Genomic DNA, 16,205 nt, shown 5'->3' with positions numbered 1-16,205 from the left:
ATTAATTTGGACCCTGCATTAATTCACCTCTGTGCTGGCCATGGATTGCAGGATCCGGTCGGCCGCCTGGATACGCATTTCTTTGACTAACAGTTCCATCTCACGGCTTTTCGCCAGTGCGGTGCGAGGGTCGTCTAAGTAATCGCGGCGAATTTCAATCTTGAAAGGCTGCGCCTCTTTGCCCGGCAAGGCCACGGCAAATTCGACGAAATAGATAAGCTCATACTCAGCCACATTGCCCGTAGGGTAAAGTGACAGGGTAGAACGCTCTAAGGAGTCGGTGATGAGCCTTAACACTGGCACATCATTGGCGGCATCGACAATCTTGACGTTGTTCAAACGTAACCGCTCACGCACCAAACGGGTGAGTTCGCTGTATTCGTCCGAGCTGCTCAAACTGAGTTGATTGAGCTGCTCGGGGATTTGGTAGCTACGTTGAAGCTTAAAACCGCAACCTGCGCTGGTCATAATGACCAGCGCCATGATTGCGAAAGCTAAGCGTTTAATTAGCATAAGTTTTCGCGGTTTCCTGTTTGTCTTGTGGACAGCATCCGTTTATCACAGCAACGATGTTAGTTGGCAACGATGCTGAGCAGTTTACCGGGTACATAGATAACTTTACGAACCGTAACACCATCTAAGTACTTGATGACTTGCTCGTCCGCCATACCGAGTGCCTCAACAGACGCTTGGTCAGCATCGGCAGCGACAGTGATCTTAGCGCGCACTTTACCGTTCACTTGTACCACGATGAGTTTGCTGTCTTCTACCAGAGCAGATTCATCCACAACAGGCCATTGGCTGTCTTCGATGCTGTTGGTGTTGCCCAGTTCGTTCCACAGGGTAAAGCTCACGTGTGGGATGATTGGGTACAGTAAACGCACTACCGCAGTTAAAGCTTCGCCAATGATGGCTCGGTCTTGACCTGTGGTTTGTGGCGCTTTTTGCAGGTGGTTCATCAGTTCCATCACGGCGGCAACCGCAGTGTTGAACATCTGACGACGACCGATATCATCGGTCACCTTAGCGATGGTCTTGTGCACTTCACGGCGCAGCGCTTTTTGTTCGCTTGTTAATTTGCTAACGTCTAAGGCTTCGCTGTTGTCCTGCGCCACATAATCGCTGGCCAGTTTCCACAGACGTTTGATAAAGCGGTGTGCGCCTTCAACGCCTGACTCTTGCCATTCCAGCGTTAATTCTGGTGGTGATGCGAACATCATAAACAGACGAACTGTGTCGGCACCGTATTTTTCTACCATTACCTGTGGGTCGATACCGTTGTTTTTCGACTTAGACATTTTGCACATACCGGTGTAAACCAGTTCGTTGCCGTCTTTATCGATAGCCTTAGTCACTCGGCCCTTGTCGTCTTTTTCGGTAGTGACTACATCCAGCGGAGACACCCATACACGGGCACCTTTATCGTTGGTGTAGTAGTAGGCATCGGCCAGAACCATGCCTTGGGTCAGCAGTTGTTTTGCTGGCTCGTTAGTGTTTACTAGGCCAGCGTCACGCAGCAACTTGTGGAAGAAGCGGAAGTATAACAAGTGCATACAAGCGTGTTCGATACCACCAATATACTGATCCACAGGTAACCAGTAGTTAGCCTTGGCTGGATCTAACATTTGATCAGCCTGTGGGCTGCAATAACGGGCGTAATACCATGAAGATTCCATAAAGGTATCAAAGGTATCGGTTTCGCGCAGCGCGTCTTGGCCGTTAACTTGGGTTTTCGCCCATTCTTTATCGGCCTTGATTGGGCTTTGGATCCCGTCCATCACCACATCTTCTGGCAGGATCACCGGCAGTTGATCTTCAGGTGTTGGAATAACAGTACCGTCGGCTAAGGTCACCATAGGAATTGGTGCGCCCCAGTAACGTTGACGTGATACACCCCAGTCACGCAAACGGTAGTTCACTTGGCGCTTGCCTTTACCTTCAGCCACTAACTTGTCGGCGATGGCATTGAAGGCGCCGTCAAAGTCTAAACCGTCGAACTCACCAGAGTTAAACAGTACGCCTTTTTCGGTGTAAGCCACTTCGCTGATGTCCAAGTCGCCATCAACAGGCTTGATTACCGCTTCGATGGGCAGATTGTACTTTTTCGCAAATTCGTAATCGCGTTGGTCGTGGCCAGGGACTGACATCACGGCGCCGGTGCCGTAGTTCATCAGTACGAAGTTCGCCGCCCAAATAGGCACTTGTTTGCCAGAGATGGGGTGAATTGCGTATAGACCAGTCGCCACACCACGTTTTTCCATGGTGGCTAAATCGGCTTCTGACGTGGTGCTGTTTTTGCACTCTTCAATAAATTGAGCCAGCTCTGGGTTAGATTGAGCGGCTAATTCTGCTAATGGATGACCCGCAGCAATCGCCACATAGGTTACACCCATCAGGGTATCGGGACGGGTTGTGTAGATATCGAATGACTTGTCGCTACCCGCTACACCGAAGGTCATCTCAACGCCTTCGCTGCGACCAATCCAGTTGCGCTGCATGGTCTTAACTTGCTCAGGCCAGCCGTCTAAGGTGTCGATATCGTTTAACAGTTCTTCGGCGTAGGCGGTGATCTTAATGAACCACTGTGGAATTTCTTTTTGTTCTACAGGGGTATCACAACGCCAGCAGCAACCGTCTTGCACCTGCTCGTTGGCCAGTACGGTTTCATCGTTAGGGCACCAGTTAACAGAAGCTGTCTTCTTGTAAACTAAGCCTTTTTCGTACAGTTTAGTGAAGAACCATTGTTCCCAGCGGTAGTATTCTGGGGTACAAGTGGCGATTTCACGGCTCCAGTCGTAGCCAAAACCTAACAGTTTTAGCTGATTCTTCATGTACTCAATATTTTGATAAGTCCATGGTGCTGGGGCTGTTTTGTTGTTGATTGCGGCGTTTTCTGCAGGCAAACCGAAAGAGTCCCAACCGATAGGTTGTAGCACGTTTTTGCCTTGAAGACGCTGGAAGCGGGCAACCACATCGCCTATGGTATAGTTGCGAACGTGTCCCATGTGGAGTCGACCTGAAGGATAGGGGAACATCGAAAGGCAATAAAACTTTTCTTTGTTCGCATCTTCAGTAACTTCAAAGGTTTTGTTGTCGTGCCAGTGCTTTTGCACTAAGGCTTCAATTTCTGAGGGATTATATTGCTCTTGCATCACGCTATTTCCGGCAGTGCCGCCTATTTATTTGATCTAACGCCATATCGACGCGAATAAGATCTGCATAGAATAAACTAGAAGCGATGCATTAAAAAGGTTCTATGAAGGAGTATTGGTTATGAATGATAGAAGTAGTGCGCTACTAGGACTGTATCAAGCCTTAATTAACGAAGTGAAAGCGCAATTTGCGGAAGATAACTCGCTGACTGCAAAGAATTTATTTAAGTCTGTCACTCAAGGGAAGGAGTTCTTACGCCTCAAAGAACAAGCGGGGGAAGATGAGCTCGCGTTAGTTGAGCAATTCTTAAAGCGTGATATCGCCAGCTTTTTGCGTGAGCAAAATGCCGACAGCTTAAGCCACAGCCCCACGGTGATCACCCTAGAAAACACCCTTTGGCATTGGTTAAGTGAAATCACCGACCGCAGCCAAGTGGAATGGCATGAACTGGCTCAAGACTTTAAACACCACGGCTATTACCAGAGTGGCGATATTGTTAGCCAAGGGGTGATGGTGTGCACTAACTGCGGCCATGAAATGAGTATTGAGTTTCCGGGCGTGATCCCCGATTGCCCCGAGTGTGACCATGAAGAGTTTACCCGCGAGGCATTAACGCCTTAAGGGGATTGCTTCAACGTGCATAAATAAAAAACGACGCTTAGCGTCGTTTTTTATTAGCCATCAACAGCCTTGGACATTGATATCGTAAAGCGGTGGTGTGTTGGCATCGGCTGCTTGGGTATAGCGGAAATAACATTGGTCATCGTTGACTAAGGTATTAGCATCCAAGTCGTAGCCAATATATGTAATATCAATACCTTGATATTGAATGACGAGTTTATCATCTTTCTCTATCCATTTTTCGATATCGGTATTGTCCAGATAACCCACTTGAGGCGGGTTTCTGCCACGCCATCACCATTAAGGTCGATGTCAATAATATCATCACGGCCTGCGACGGCTTGACTCTGTAAGCTGGGCATTTGGGTCTTGGAATAGGCCAAGGTATTGGCGGTTTTTACGCTGGCTTGAAGTTGCAGCAGACTTTTCTCCCGCGCCTCTTTGCTCATACCGATAAATTTCGGCGCTGCAATAACCGCTAAAATCCCGAGCACTATGATAACGACGACGAGTTCGATTAAGGTAAAACCTTGAATGCGTTTCTGATTAATCAATTTCTGACTCTATTGTTATTTTTTACGACGAATAAACCCGACTAATAGCAGCGCACCACACAGCAATAGCAGCGGTGTTTGACCGATTTTGGCAAACCAAGTTTGGCCTGTGACCAATGGAATCGTCGCGCTTAGCACGCCCGTTTCGAATTGCGGTAGTGCAGCTGTGATATTGCCTTTCTCATCAACTACCGCGGTCACGCCGTTGTTGGTGGCGCGCACTAGAGGACGGCCTAATTCGATGGCGCGCATTTGGGCAATTTCCATATGCTGCAACGGCCCATTTGAGGTGCCAAACCACGCATCGTTCGATACGGTTAACAGCAGATCGGTGCCGAGGTTAACACTGTCACGCAGCTGTTCTGGGAAGGCTATTTCATAACAAATTGCTGGCGCAATTTTATGGCCTACCGCGCTCAAATTTGGCTGTTGATAGTCGCCTCGCGCAAAAGAGGACATGGGCAGATTGAAGAAAGGCGCAATCGGGCGCAGTAAGGCTTCAAAGGGTACAAACTCGCCGATAGGCAGTAAATGGTGTTTCTTAAACTGGTTGCTGCCATCGCTCTCATAATCCGGCGTATCTTGCTGCTTCTGATTATGGTTACCTAGCACGATCAAAGAGTTATAAAACTCGTTCTGTTGACGGCTAATAATTCCCGTGATGATGGAAGTGTGGTTAAGGTTGGCAACCTTGTTAGCATTATCCAAAAAGTCTTGCACCATGGATTCTGGCGCCGGGATAGCAGCTTCTGGCCAGACGATAATGTCAGCGTCGAAGTGCTCACGGGATAAATCCATGTATTTCAATAGGGTTGGCCAGAGCGCCTCGGGTTCCCATTTCATACTTTGGGGAATGTTTCCCTGTACCAATGCAACTTTGACTGATTCGCCTGTCGGCTGGATCTGCGTTAGCTTTGGGGCAACCCAAGCCGCAGCTGCTATGATGGGCAGTAAAACCAACAGGCTTTTGTAGCGCTTGCTAAAACACAGGGCTAAGGCGCCCGCGAGTATCGCAATTAAGAAACTAAGTCCTAGGGCACCAATAATACTCGCGAGTTCCTTTAATGGACCTTGGGTTTGGGAGTAGCCGGCCCAGATCCAGGGAAATCCTGTCATCACCCAGCCTCTAGCCCATTCGGTTAAGACCCAAAGCGAGGGGAAGAGTAATAGATTGCGCCATAGCGACGGAGTATTAGTGCGGGTCAACCACGCTAAACCTAGACCCGTTAAGGCCGGATAGAGGGCTAAATAGAGGGCTAGCAGCGCCATTAGCCCCACTGAGGCGGCCAAGGGGAGGCCACCGAAGGTGTCCATACTGACATGCACCCAACTGATCCCAACGGCAAAACAGCCAAAACCAAAGCTTAACCAATGGAAGAAGCTGGCTTTAGGAGTCAAGGAGCCACTCAGCCACAGGGCTAAGGCCATGGCGACGGGATAGATAATCCACAAGGAATAAGGGGCAAAGGAAAGCGCTGTACTGGCGCCTAAAATAAACGCCAGCACGAGCCGTAATACGCTCAGTCGGGACTTTTGTTGGGCAAAAGCCCGAATGTTAGTTAGCACGGATAATTCTTCTTACACTGAGCGTTATTCTTACGCAGAGGGTTATTCTACGTCTTCACCAGTTTTGGGATCGGGTAGTTTAACTCTAAGTTGGATTAAGCGTCTCGTATCGGCATTGATAACTTTAAATTCAATACCTTCGATCATGATGCTCTCATTACGCTCAGGCAAATGGCCAAAGGCATGGGACACTAAACCACCGACGGTATCAAACTCTTCATCGCTGAAGTGAGTGTTGAATTCTTCGTTAAAATCCTCGATAGGCGTCAACGCTTTCACCATGTAGACAGTGTTACCGACCTTGCGGATCTCAGTGTCTTCAGGGCTATCGTGATCGAATTCGTCTTCAATCTCACCGACGATTTCTTCGAGAATATCTTCAATGGTTACCAGACCGGATACGCCACCGTATTCATCGACGACAATCGCCATATGGTAACGCTGGGAGCGGAATTCTTTGAGTAACACATCGACGCGTTTGCTCTCAGGCACAACGACCGCTGGGCGGATCACGCGCTCAAGGGAGAAGGGTTCTTCACTGTTTGAGAAACCATAAGGGATCAAATCTTTAGCCAGTAAAATGCCTTCGATATGGTCCTTATCTTCGTTAACCACTGGGAAGCGAGAATGGCCAGAACCGATAACAGTTGCGAGCAATTCTTCAACGGTATTGTCGATTTGAATTGCGACAATTTGAGCTCGTGGGATCATAATGTCCCGAACACGCATATCAGAAACTTCTAATACACCTTTAATCATTTCGCGGGTGTCTTCTGATATCAGTTCGCGCTGTTCTGCGCCATCAATTACATCAACTAAGTCTTCGCGATTTTGAGGTTCGCCCTGAAATAACTGACTTACTCTGTCAAACCAGCTTTTCTTTTGGGCGGTCGTACTCGGGGGGATATCGTCACTCATAGTGTTCTCATTAACTTTGATGAATGGCATCTTAGTTAATTATTGTTCCTTATATGGGTCAGTAAAACCTAAGCTTTCAATGAGTTGAGTCTCTAATGACTCCATCTCTTCGGCTTCTTCGTCTTCAATGTGATCATAACCTAGCAGATGTAGGCAACCATGTACAACCATGTGTGCCCAATGGGCTTCTAGGGTTTTATCTTGTTCACGCGCTTCATTTTCAACGACTGAGGCACAAATGACAAGATCTCCGAGCAGTGGAAGTTCAATTTCTGGCGGCGCTTCAAAGGGAAACGACAACACATTGGTCGGTTTGTCTTTGCCTCTGTAGGTGCTGTTAAGCATTTGGCTTTCACGGGCATCGACGATACGGATTGTCAGCTCCGCCTGTTCCATGCTGTTACCAATGGCGGTTTTTACCCAAAGGGCAAACTGTTCTTCGCTCGGGAGATAGTCACTCGCCGTGGCGTATTGCACATCTAAGGCTAAATCAAGACTCATGCTTTAAGACTTCCGGTTGCGTTTGTGGGTGCGCTTGTTGATAGTCGCGGCGTTCTTTTTCGGCCTTTAATGCCTGCTCTTTACGATCAAAAGCTTCATAGGCTTCAACGATGCGAGCAACCACAGGATGGCGCACTACGTCTTGAGACACGAAGAAGTTAAAGCTGATTTCTTCTACTTGGCTTAATACTTCAATGGCGTGGCGCAGACCCGACTTAACATGTTTGGGTAAGTCCGTCTGGGTGATGTCACCTGTGATGACCGCACGCGAGTTAAAGCCAATACGGGTTAAGAACATCTTCATCTGTTCGACTGTGGTGTTTTGGCTCTCATCGAGAATAATAAAGGCATCGTTTAGGGTTCGACCACGCATGTAGGCGAGTGGCGCCACTTCGATGACGTTTTTCTCGATTAAGCGTTCCACCTTTTCAAAGCCGAGCATTTCGAACAAGGCATCATAGAGTGGGCGCAGGTAAGGGTCGACTTTCTGGCTTAAATCGCCGGGTAAGAAGCCGAGTTTTTCTCCTGCTTCAACCGCGGGGCGGGTGAGCAGAATACGGCGCACTTCTTGACGCTCTAATGCATCAACGGCGGCGGCCACCGCTAAATAGGTTTTACCCGTTCCCGCTGGGCCAATACCAAAGGTAATATCGTGGCGCACAATGTTGGCCACATAGGTGCTTTGGTTGGGGTTACGCGGTTTAATCACACCACGGCGAGTTTTGATAAATAAGGCTTTATCATCACCGCTATCGTCCTGCTCTAAGGCGATGGCTTCTTGGATTGCCAAGTGCACTTGTTCAGGATCGAGATCCGGCGTGCTGCCCTTGACCGTTTGGGTCTCGATATAGAGCTGCTTAAGTAAGTTATTGGCACTTAAACAGTTACGCGGCAGTCCGGTAATTTGAAAATGGTTGTTCTTACGGACTATCTCAACGCCAACGCGACGCTCAATCTGTTTGATATTGTCATCGAATGGACCGCACAGCGAGGCCAAACGGCGGGTTTCTGCGGGTTCGAGATACAGATTCATTGTGGTTAATTTACTGGACAAATAGTACTCCTATTGTCAAATACCAAGCAAAGTGCTGAGTGAAAAGCCAAGTGCGATGCCTGTTTGCGATCGCAGTCTCTAATCAGAAGACAATCTCAGTTTACGAGCCATAGCGGATAATTGCTAACGGAAAATCGTTAAGCCCAAGGGTTTTGAATAGCTTGTTCAATACAAGGCAAAAGTACACAAAACAAAAAGGGCGACACTGAGGTTAATTAAACCATGTCGCCCTGATATAGGTGCTACTCGCTAAATTTTAAACCCTTAAGGTTTAAATTGTGTCACACCGAGATCGTCATCCTGTTTGTGTTTCGCCAGAATATCCGATGGGCGCAGGTTGCGGCGCAGATCCATTTCATCTTCACCGCGGATAAATTTACCGCGCAGTGAGTTAGTGTAAACGTCGACAATTTCGACATCCACAAAGCTACCAATGTGCTTTGGCAGGCCTTCGAAGTTGACGACACGGTTGTTTTCGGTACGGCCGCGCAGCTCCATGGGGTTTTTCACCGATGGGCCTTCAACCAGAATACGTTGTACTGTGCCCATCATATGGCGGCTGTAACGCATGGCTTGTTGAGTGATACGGTCCTGCAGAATCGCCAGACGTTGTTTTTTCTCTTCCATATCAACGTCATCGGGTAAATCTGCCGCAGGTGTACCTGGGCGCGCACTGTAGATAAAGCTAAAGCTGTGGTCAAAGCCTACATCTTCAATCAGCTTCATGGTATCGGCGAAGTCTTCTTTGGTTTCGCCTGGGAAGCCAATGATAAAGTCAGAGCTGATTTGGATATCAGGACGGGCTTTGCGCAGACGGCGGATGATTGACTTGTACTCAATCGCCATATGGCCACGCTTCATTGCTGTCAGAATGCGGTCAGAACCGGATTGCACAGGTAAGTGCAAGAAACTCACTAATTCAGGAGTATCTTCGTAAACGTCGATAATGTCCTGCGTAAATTCAATCGGGTGACTGGTGGTGAAGCGAATACGATCGATACCATCGATAGCGGCAACATAGCGTAATAGCTCGGCAAAGGTACAAATGCCGCCGTCGTGGGTTGCACCACGGTAGGCGTTAACGTTTTGACCGAGCAGGTTAACTTCGCGCACACCTTGTTCTGCCAGTTGGGCAATCTCGAGGATGATATCGTCCGATGGACGGCTGACTTCTTCACCACGGGTATAAGGCACCACGCAGAATGAACAGTACTTGCTGCAACCTTCCATGATAGACACAAACGCCGTTGGGCCTTCGGCGCGCGGTTCTGGTAGACGGTCAAATTTCTCGATTTCAGGGAAGCTTACGTCGATCACGGCCTTTTCGCCACGGCGTACTTGGTCGATCATATCTGGCAGACGGTGCAGTGTCTGTGGTCCAAAGATGATGTCGACGCACTGAGCACGGTCTTTGATCGCCTTACCTTCCTGCGATGCAACACAACCACCCACACCAATGATCAGATCGGGATTTTTATCTTTGAGGGTTTTCCAACGACCTAACTGATGGAACACCTTTTCCTGCGCTTTTTCGCGGATAGAACAAGTGTTAAGCAGTAGAATGTCTGCTTCTTCTGCTTCTTCAGTCAAGGTGTAACCTTGGTATTCGCCTAAAAGATCCGCCATCTTGGATGAGTCATACTCATTCATTTGACAGCCCCAAGTTTTAATATGGAGTTTTTTGCTCATCAGTTGTGTTGCCCTACGCTGCCCAGTAAATATGTGCCCAAGCTGCCTTTGCCCTGTTACAGACAAATCCGGCCGCCCAGTAAAAATAGCGCGACATTTTACCCGCAGTTATGGCTGCTGACCAGCTTTGTCCACATTTTTACTCGCCAATCCCCTGAGATTGTGATACCCACAAAGAAGCTAGGTTTATCTCAGCGGATGAGTTTTGTGCGAGGGATGGCTGGCTAAATTGAGCTGCATTTGCCATTTCTAACAAGCTATTACGGGCTTGAATGCTAATGTCTTCACGGATTTCGAGTCGAAATACGCTCAACATTTCCGTGGTATGTAGATATAGGGCATAATCGAGCGGGTCGCGGTAACTGACTGTGATGGTTTCCATCACTGGCGTTGCCGCCAAGGCATGACTAAATAGGACTGAGCTGCAAATCAGTAGACTACTGGCTATCTGCAAGTGGATGAGTGTTTTCATGACATCCTCACTAACTCTATTAAGTGGATTCACTGGTAACTCGTCCCGAACGGCTAGGGCTCGCTAAGTGAGATGCTAATCGGCTTATCCCGCAGACCGCCTGAGATCCCCGCGGGGTTGCTTTAGAGTGTAGTGGCTTTGTTAAGCGTGAAAACTTGCCTTTGTAAGCAACTGTGAGCAAATGCGCCCCTAGCAACATTTGCTCACCTTTGAGCGGAAATTGACATGCTTTTGATACAATGCCCGCGATCAGCGTGATGCGCTTTTAAGCTTGAGGCTTAATTTCGAGCTCTAGCTAAGAGTAAAGTGCGTCAGATAAATGGAAAGAATTCTAAAGAGTGGTAACTAAGATGAGCCAAGTGATAAGCCAAACACAGCAACCAAGCCAGACAACCACAGATACTCAACAATTTGATGTGATCCTTGTCGGTGGCGGTATGGTGGGCGCGGCAACGGCTATCGGGCTGGCAAAGCAAGGCTTACAGGTGGCGGTGATTGAATCATTTGCCCCCGAGGCTTATTCCCCTGAGCAGGCATTAGATGTGCGCGTGTCGGCGATAAGCGTGGCCTCCGAACAGTTACTCGAACAACTCGGCGCGCTCGAGAGTCTGCTTAACATGCGTAATGTGCCTTATCTGGGCTTAGAAACCTGGGAGCTTGATGGCTGCATTACTCAATTCCATAGCTCACAAATTGGCGCGAGCCATTTAGGCCATATTGTTGAAAACCGTTTGGTGCAACTCGCCCTGTGGGAGCAAATGCAGCAATGGGATGCGATTAAATTGTTTTGCCCCGAGCGTGTGGCGACATTTTCGCGCCTCGCAGACGGTGTGAGCGTACACTTACAATCCGGTATCAAGCTTGAGGCAAAGCTGCTCATCGGGGCCGATGGCGCCAACTCGCAGGTGCGCCAATGGGCGGGAATTGGTATTTCGGGGTGGGACTATGCCCAATCGGCGATGCTGATTAATATCCAAACCGCTCAAGGCCAACAAGATGTCACTTGGCAACAATTTACCCCTAACGGCCCGCGCTCGTTATTACCTCTACCCGGCAATCATGCGTCGTTAGTCTGGTATGACGATGCCAATCGCATTAAACAGTTAATGCAGCTGAATCATAAGCAGCTTGCCGACCAAATCCGCCAGCATTTTCCCGCTCGCTTAGACAGTGACTTTACCGTTGAAGCCAAAGGCAGTTTTGCCCTCACGCGCCGCCACGCGAATGCCTATTTTAAGCCGAATGTGGTGATTTTAGGGGATGCGGCGCACACCATTAATCCGTTGGCGGGCCAAGGGGTTAACCTCGGCTTTAAAGATGTAGAAGCCTTACTGGCGGTCATCAAGACTGCATTAACCGAGGATAAACCTTGGTGGTCCACCGAGGTTTTAAATGCCTATCAAGCTAAACGTTATCGCGATAATCAACTGATGATGACGACCATGGATGTGTTTTACGCAGGCTTTAGTAACGACATTCTGCCGCTTAAATTACTGCGTAACGGCGCGTTAAAACTGGCCAATATTAACTCCCCCATCAAGCGAACCGTGCTGAAGTATGCGATGGGCCTCAATTAGGCCGCATCATTAGTGCTGACTCACTCGGCATTTGTTGACTTACGCATTGAGTGCTAAAATGCCGCGTTTTTAACGAGCATAAGCGGCATTATTAACTCAAGATGGTCGTCCATGTGCGCTTTGCCATCGACCAATTAACACAGTATTGAGTGCCATTAGTGAGTGTCATGAGCGAAATTAAATTAATCGTAGGTCTTGCCAATCCGGGCGCCGAATATGCGCAGACTCGCCATAATGCGGGCGCTTGGTATGTGGAAGAATTGGCCCGCATCTGTGGTGTCAGCTTAGTGCCTGACAGCAAGTATTTTGGCCTCACCGCCAGAGCCGTATTGCATGGCAAAGATGTGCGTTTGCTGATCCCAACCACTTATATGAACTTAAGCGGCAAAGCCGTGGGGGCCTTAGCGAATTTCTTCCGTATTACGCCTGAAGAAATTCTAGTGGCCCACGATGAGTTGGATATGCAGCCAGGGGTGGCTAAATTTAAACTCGGTGGCGGTCATGGTGGCCATAACGGTTTAAAAGACATTATTGCTAAACTGGCTAATGATAAAAACTTCTACCGTTTACGGATTGGGATTGGCCATCCTGGCGATAAGAATAAAGTCAGTGGTTACGTACTGGGTAAGGCGCCAGCCAAAGAACAAGAGCTGATCAACGCCGCCGTGGATGAAGCTGTACGCTCCACTGAAGTGCTATTTAAAGAGGACATGGTGAAAGCCATGACTCGCTTACACTCCTTTAAAGCGGAGTAAGCCCAGTGCTCGCGGCCCGCGAAAGGACGGCGAACACAAGACAATAGAATTAATCAATGTACTGCCTAAGGGCAGGCTGACTATAAACTTGCTGGTGAGTGTGACTCGCCAGCCTATCATCGAGAGAAAGGTAAGAATATGGGTTTTAAATGCGGCATTGTTGGTCTTCCTAACGTAGGTAAATCAACGCTTTTTAATGCGTTAACTAAGGCTGGCATCGAAGCGGCAAATTTCCCGTTTTGTACCATCGAGCCAAACACTGGCGTTGTACCTGTGCCGGATCCACGCTTAGACGCACTGGCGGCGATTGTAAATCCGCAACGTGTATTGCCAACCACTATGGAATTCGTGGATATTGCTGGTCTAGTAGCGGGTGCGTCGAAAGGTGAAGGTTTAGGTAACAAGTTCCTTGCTAACATCCGCGAAACCGATGCTATCGGTCACGTGGTGCGCTGCTTTGAAGATGACAACATTGTCCACGTAGCTAACCGTGTTGACCCTGCGCGCGATATCGAAGTCATCAATACTGAATTGGCATTAGCCGACTTAGACAGCTTAGAGCGTGCGGTGATCCGCCAACAAAAACGTGCTAAGGGCGGCGACAAAGACGCTAAGTTTGAAGTGGATGTTCTCGAGAAGATGCGCCCCATCCTCGATGAAGGCCATATGTTGCGTTCTATGGATCTGTCTAAGGAAGAATTAGAAGCCGTTGCTTACTTAAACTTCTTAACCTTAAAGCCAACCATGTACATCGCTAACGTGGCTGAAGATGGTTTCGAAAACAACCCACACTTAGATGCAGTACGTGCCATTGCTGAAAAAGAAAATGCCATTGTCGTGTCTGTGTGTGCCGCCATTGAGTCAGAACTGGCTGAAATGGAGGCCGAAGAGCGTGATGAGTTTATGGCTGACCTCGGGTTAGAAGAGCCTGGGTTAGACCGCGTGATCCGCGCTGGATACCAATTGCTGAACCTGCAAACTTACTTCACAGCGGGTGTAAAAGAAGTGCGTGCTTGGACCGTTTCTGTAGGCGCGACGGCACCACAAGCGGCGGGCGTTATTCACACCGACTTCGAACGTGGCTTTATTCGTGCTCAAGTAATGGCATTTGATGACTTTATTACCTATAAAGGTGAAGCGGGCGCCAAAGAAGCGGGTAAGTTACGTGTAGAAGGCAAGACATACATTGTTCAAGACGGTGATGTAATGCACTTCCTGTTTAACGTATAACAGCTTTGATAAAAAGGGCTAAGCTTTAGAAAGTAAGGCAAAATACGGGCAACAGAGGTTGATTTAGCGCATCTGTTGCTCAGTTTGGTGAAGTAATAGCCGAACGGTTTGCCTCGAGGAAAATAGCGAAAAAAAGCTGTTGACCTCGATACCTCGAATAAGCATAATACGCCCCGTTCCTCGCTACGAGGGGCGCGCAATAACGAAGTGGCAATGTAGCTCAGCTGGTTAGAGCACAGCACTCATAATGCTGGGGTCGCAGGTTCAAGTCCCGCCATTGCTACCATTTCGTTATCCTAGCGTTTGCTAGCATCAATTCAGGATGTCAACTTGAAGCAGTGCGGGAATGGTGAAATTGGTAGACACGCCAGATTTAGGTTCTGGTGCCGAAAGGTGTGAGAGTTCAAGTCTCTCTTCCCGTACCATTATTTTTAAACATCGGCGTTAGCGGATGTGTGAAACAAGTTAGTGATGGGGTATCGCCAAGCGGTAAGGCACCGGGTTTTGATCCCGGCATACCTAGGTTCGAATCCTAGTACCCCAGCCATCATTTCATGTTTCTCAGTTTTTGGGGTATCGCCAAGCGGTAAGGCACCGGGTTTTGATCCCGGCATACCTAGGTTCGAATCCTAGTACCCCAGCCATGGCAATGTAGCTCAGCTGGTTAGAGCACAGCACTCATAATGCTGGGGTCGCAGGTTCAAGTCCCGCCATTGCTACCATATTTAAATCCACGTTAAATCAATTTGATTTATCTGGTAAAAATCCAGAGACGCCTTTGTTTGCCAATCTGGTAGATTTTGATGCGGGAATGGTGAAATTGGTAGACACGCCAGATTTAGGTTCTGGTGCCGCGAGGTGTGAGAGTTCAAGTCTCTCTTCCCGTACCATCAAAATGCAACCTTTAGGTTGATGACAAGTTAATTGGGGTATCGCCAAGCGGTAAGGCACCGGGTTTTGATCCCGGCATACCTAGGTTCGAATCCTAGTACCCCAGCCATAGTTAAAAAGCCCGTCCTACGACGGGCTTTTTGCTTTCTGTCTTTTGTATGTGCTTATCGAGTCACTCTCTCATTACTTCGTTATTTTCCAATCTTCTTTTCCGATATCGTTAGCGTGCTATGGCATCACTAGCGCAAGCCTTGAATTTTGGCTATGTGCTAATGGCTAAGATGTGCTTAATGGGTGTTCATTGAGATAAAAAAGCCACAGTGCTGAATAAACACTGTGGCTGACACCGACAAAAGTGAAGTGCGACTAAAACGTTCGCCGAGCGTTGATTAGTTATTATTGAACGGGTTTAACTTCTTTGACCGCTGCGGGAGCTGCAACTTCACTCACCGCCTTTTCAAGCACCGCTTCCTGTGTCGCTTTTACATCGCCTGTGGCAACCGCTTTCAGGGGCGCAGCAGCTGGAACTTGTTCTTGAAGTTTCTCTGTGCCTGCAGCTATCACCTTTTGCTGTAGTTTTTGTGGATCTGTGTAGTCAGCCAGTTCTTTAGGCCAGCTTGGTACCAGTTTCTCAGCCTGATCGGTAAATTGCTCAGAGATAATTTTTGGCGAGCCACCCGTGAGCAACATCACCGCCATTTGGTTGGTTTCTGAGTTCCATACAAAGCCTGCTTTTTCGGCCATTTCCGGCACTGGCGTATAGGTCGATACCATATAAAACAGCGGACCTTCCTGCTGGATTTTATCGGCGGTTTTCAGCAGCGATACTGTGGTCTCGTAGTTGTCACCTAGCAGGGCCTTCATCCGATCTTTAATCAGTGGCTGTTCGAACAGCCCCACGTCATTTGGATTTAATCCGACAAGGGGTTTTAGCAGTGCCCACATGAGTTGACCTTGGGGTGACATCAACAGCAGTGGGGCAACACAGGCATTAAGCATTAGTGCGAGCCAGATAATATGTAGGCAACGCATTTTTTTGAGCAGAGTTGTACTCAAGATGATATTTCCTTTGGAAGTACCAGCAAGTCGCCGGCGGCGGATTGTAGCCGATTGCAATTCTGTAAACGAGAGGGGTGAATAAGTAAATTTTTACTGAGATTAGAAGGTAAAAGGTAAAGATTTATCTAATTGAATTTATATTGATTTTACAATTGTTTCTGTGTT

13 protein-coding genes, 7 tRNA genes and 1 pseudogene are annotated in these 16,205 nt (G+C 48.3%); 11 read left to right on the top strand and 10 right to left on the bottom strand.

Annotated elements, in window-relative coordinates; translation table 11 throughout:
* Positions 1-18 precede the first annotated feature (18 nt).
* Entirely contained in the window at positions 19-513 is a 495-nt protein-coding gene (locus ACUZ8J_RS16055) for an LPS-assembly lipoprotein LptE (protein WP_011621788.1), read from the bottom strand.
* Between the two features lie 59 nt (positions 514-572).
* The gene (gene leuS / locus ACUZ8J_RS16050) at positions 573-3,152 is read right to left on the bottom strand and encodes a leucine--tRNA ligase (RefSeq protein ID WP_446694344.1); all 2,580 of its coding nucleotides are present in this window, start codon (positions 3,150-3,152) and stop codon (positions 573-575) included.
* Between the two features lie 121 nt (positions 3,153-3,273).
* Here leuS and ACUZ8J_RS16045 point away from each other — a divergent pair, with 121 nt between their 5' ends.
* On the top strand, positions 3,274-3,774 hold the full coding sequence (locus ACUZ8J_RS16045) for a zinc ribbon-containing protein (protein WP_023268299.1): 501 nt from the start codon (positions 3,274-3,276) through the stop codon (positions 3,772-3,774).
* A gap of 60 nt (positions 3,775-3,834) precedes the next feature.
* Here the strand turns inward: ACUZ8J_RS16045 and ACUZ8J_RS16040 are convergent.
* The 7 genes and pseudogenes from ACUZ8J_RS16040 to ACUZ8J_RS16010 form a co-directional block, all read right to left on the bottom strand.
* Positions 3,835-4,328, bottom strand: a pseudogene (locus ACUZ8J_RS16040) (type II secretion system protein).
* A 15-nt stretch (positions 4,329-4,343) separates the two neighbouring features.
* A complete protein-coding gene (gene lnt, locus ACUZ8J_RS16035) occupies positions 4,344-5,894 on the bottom strand; it encodes an apolipoprotein N-acyltransferase (protein WP_446694343.1) in 1,551 nt (516 codons plus the stop codon).
* Between the two features lie 42 nt (positions 5,895-5,936).
* Positions 5,937-6,812 (bottom strand): CNNM family magnesium/cobalt transport protein CorC, encoded by an 876-nt coding sequence (gene corC / locus ACUZ8J_RS16030; protein ID WP_446694342.1) that lies wholly within the window; start codon positions 6,810-6,812, stop codon positions 5,937-5,939.
* A gap of 39 nt (positions 6,813-6,851) precedes the next feature.
* Complete coding sequence (ybeY, locus tag ACUZ8J_RS16025) at positions 6,852-7,313, bottom strand: rRNA maturation RNase YbeY (RefSeq protein ID WP_446694341.1); 462 nt, start codon at positions 7,311-7,313, stop codon at positions 6,852-6,854.
* On the bottom strand, positions 7,303-8,367 hold the full coding sequence (locus ACUZ8J_RS16020) for a PhoH family protein (protein ID WP_446694340.1): 1,065 nt from the start codon (positions 8,365-8,367) through the stop codon (positions 7,303-7,305). The genes ybeY and ACUZ8J_RS16020 overlap by 11 nt, the downstream gene beginning before the upstream one ends.
* Before the next feature lie 264 nt (positions 8,368-8,631).
* Positions 8,632-10,056 carry a tRNA (N6-isopentenyl adenosine(37)-C2)-methylthiotransferase MiaB gene (miaB, locus tag ACUZ8J_RS16015; protein ID WP_023268293.1) on the bottom strand — a complete coding sequence of 475 codons (1,425 nt, stop codon included), beginning with the start codon at positions 10,054-10,056 and terminating at the stop codon, positions 8,632-8,634.
* 139 nt (positions 10,057-10,195) lie between these two features.
* The gene (locus ACUZ8J_RS16010) at positions 10,196-10,528 is read right to left on the bottom strand and encodes a hypothetical protein (protein WP_446694339.1); all 333 of its coding nucleotides are present in this window, start codon (positions 10,526-10,528) and stop codon (positions 10,196-10,198) included.
* Positions 10,529-10,878: 350 nt separating this feature from the next.
* Between ACUZ8J_RS16010 and ACUZ8J_RS16005 the strand changes: the two genes are divergently transcribed.
* The 10 genes from ACUZ8J_RS16005 to ACUZ8J_RS15960 all read left to right on the top strand — a co-directional run bounded on the left by ACUZ8J_RS16005 (position 10,879) and on the right by ACUZ8J_RS15960 (position 15,090).
* Entirely contained in the window at positions 10,879-12,105 is a 1,227-nt protein-coding gene (locus ACUZ8J_RS16005; protein WP_446694338.1) for an FAD-dependent monooxygenase, read from the top strand.
* A gap of 167 nt (positions 12,106-12,272) precedes the next feature.
* Positions 12,273-12,860 carry an aminoacyl-tRNA hydrolase gene (pth, locus tag ACUZ8J_RS16000; protein WP_446694337.1) on the top strand — a complete coding sequence of 196 codons (588 nt, stop codon included), beginning with the start codon at positions 12,273-12,275 and terminating at the stop codon, positions 12,858-12,860.
* A gap of 138 nt (positions 12,861-12,998) precedes the next feature.
* Positions 12,999-14,090 carry a redox-regulated ATPase YchF gene (gene ychF / locus ACUZ8J_RS15995; protein WP_133178631.1) on the top strand — a complete coding sequence of 364 codons (1,092 nt, stop codon included), beginning with the start codon at positions 12,999-13,001 and terminating at the stop codon, positions 14,088-14,090.
* A 209-nt stretch (positions 14,091-14,299) separates the two neighbouring features.
* Positions 14,300-14,376: transfer RNA gene (locus ACUZ8J_RS15990), tRNA-Met, on the top strand.
* Positions 14,377-14,430: 54 nt separating this feature from the next.
* Positions 14,431-14,515 (top strand) — tRNA-Leu (locus tag ACUZ8J_RS15985).
* 47 nt (positions 14,516-14,562) lie between these two features.
* A tRNA-Gln gene (locus tag ACUZ8J_RS15980) sits at positions 14,563-14,637 on the top strand.
* A gap of 22 nt (positions 14,638-14,659) precedes the next feature.
* Positions 14,660-14,734: transfer RNA gene (locus ACUZ8J_RS15975), tRNA-Gln, on the top strand.
* A gap of 1 nt (position 14,735) precedes the next feature.
* Positions 14,736-14,812 (top strand) — tRNA-Met (locus ACUZ8J_RS15970).
* An 83-nt stretch (positions 14,813-14,895) separates the two neighbouring features.
* Positions 14,896-14,980, top strand: a tRNA-Leu gene (locus tag ACUZ8J_RS15965).
* Positions 14,981-15,015: 35 nt separating this feature from the next.
* A tRNA-Gln gene (locus tag ACUZ8J_RS15960) sits at positions 15,016-15,090 on the top strand.
* A gap of 287 nt (positions 15,091-15,377) precedes the next feature.
* On the opposite strand, the gene ACUZ8J_RS15955 is transcribed toward ACUZ8J_RS15960, so the two are convergent.
* Positions 15,378-16,013: a hypothetical protein gene (locus ACUZ8J_RS15955; RefSeq protein ID WP_446694956.1), complete on the bottom strand. Its 636-nt coding sequence runs from the start codon at positions 16,011-16,013 to the stop codon at positions 15,378-15,380.
* Positions 16,014-16,205 lie beyond the last annotated feature (192 nt).

The organism is Shewanella sp. Koi 1, assembly GCF_052907445.1.
This window is presented reverse-complemented; position numbering and strand designations above follow the sequence as displayed.

What these genes read in the sequence shown, in the direction of transcription:
- ACUZ8J_RS16055 (WP_011621788.1), bottom strand. Translation starts at nt 513, where the DNA reads ATGCTAATTAAACGCTTAGCTTTCGCAATCATGGCGCTGGTCATTATG.
- leuS (WP_446694344.1), bottom strand. Translation starts at nt 3,152, where the DNA reads ATGCAAGAGCAATATAATCCCTCAGAAATTGAAGCCTTAGTGCAAAAG.
- ACUZ8J_RS16045 (WP_023268299.1), top strand. Translation starts at nt 3,274, where the DNA reads ATGAATGATAGAAGTAGTGCGCTACTAGGACTGTATCAAGCCTTAATT.
- corC (WP_446694342.1), bottom strand. Translation starts at nt 6,812, where the DNA reads ATGAGTGACGATATCCCCCCGAGTACGACCGCCCAAAAGAAAAGCTGG.
- ybeY (WP_446694341.1), bottom strand. Translation starts at nt 7,313, where the DNA reads ATGAGTCTTGATTTAGCCTTAGATGTGCAATACGCCACGGCGAGTGAC.
- miaB (WP_023268293.1), bottom strand. Translation starts at nt 10,056, where the DNA reads ATGAGCAAAAAACTCCATATTAAAACTTGGGGCTGTCAAATGAATGAG.
- ACUZ8J_RS16010 (WP_446694339.1), bottom strand. Translation starts at nt 10,528, where the DNA reads ATGAAAACACTCATCCACTTGCAGATAGCCAGTAGTCTACTGATTTGC.
- ACUZ8J_RS16005 (WP_446694338.1), top strand. Translation starts at nt 10,879, where the DNA reads ATGAGCCAAGTGATAAGCCAAACACAGCAACCAAGCCAGACAACCACA.
- pth (WP_446694337.1), top strand. Translation starts at nt 12,273, where the DNA reads ATGAGCGAAATTAAATTAATCGTAGGTCTTGCCAATCCGGGCGCCGAA.
- ychF (WP_133178631.1), top strand. Translation starts at nt 12,999, where the DNA reads ATGGGTTTTAAATGCGGCATTGTTGGTCTTCCTAACGTAGGTAAATCA.
- ACUZ8J_RS15955 (WP_446694956.1), bottom strand. Translation starts at nt 16,013, where the DNA reads ATGCGTTGCCTACATATTATCTGGCTCGCACTAATGCTTAATGCCTGT.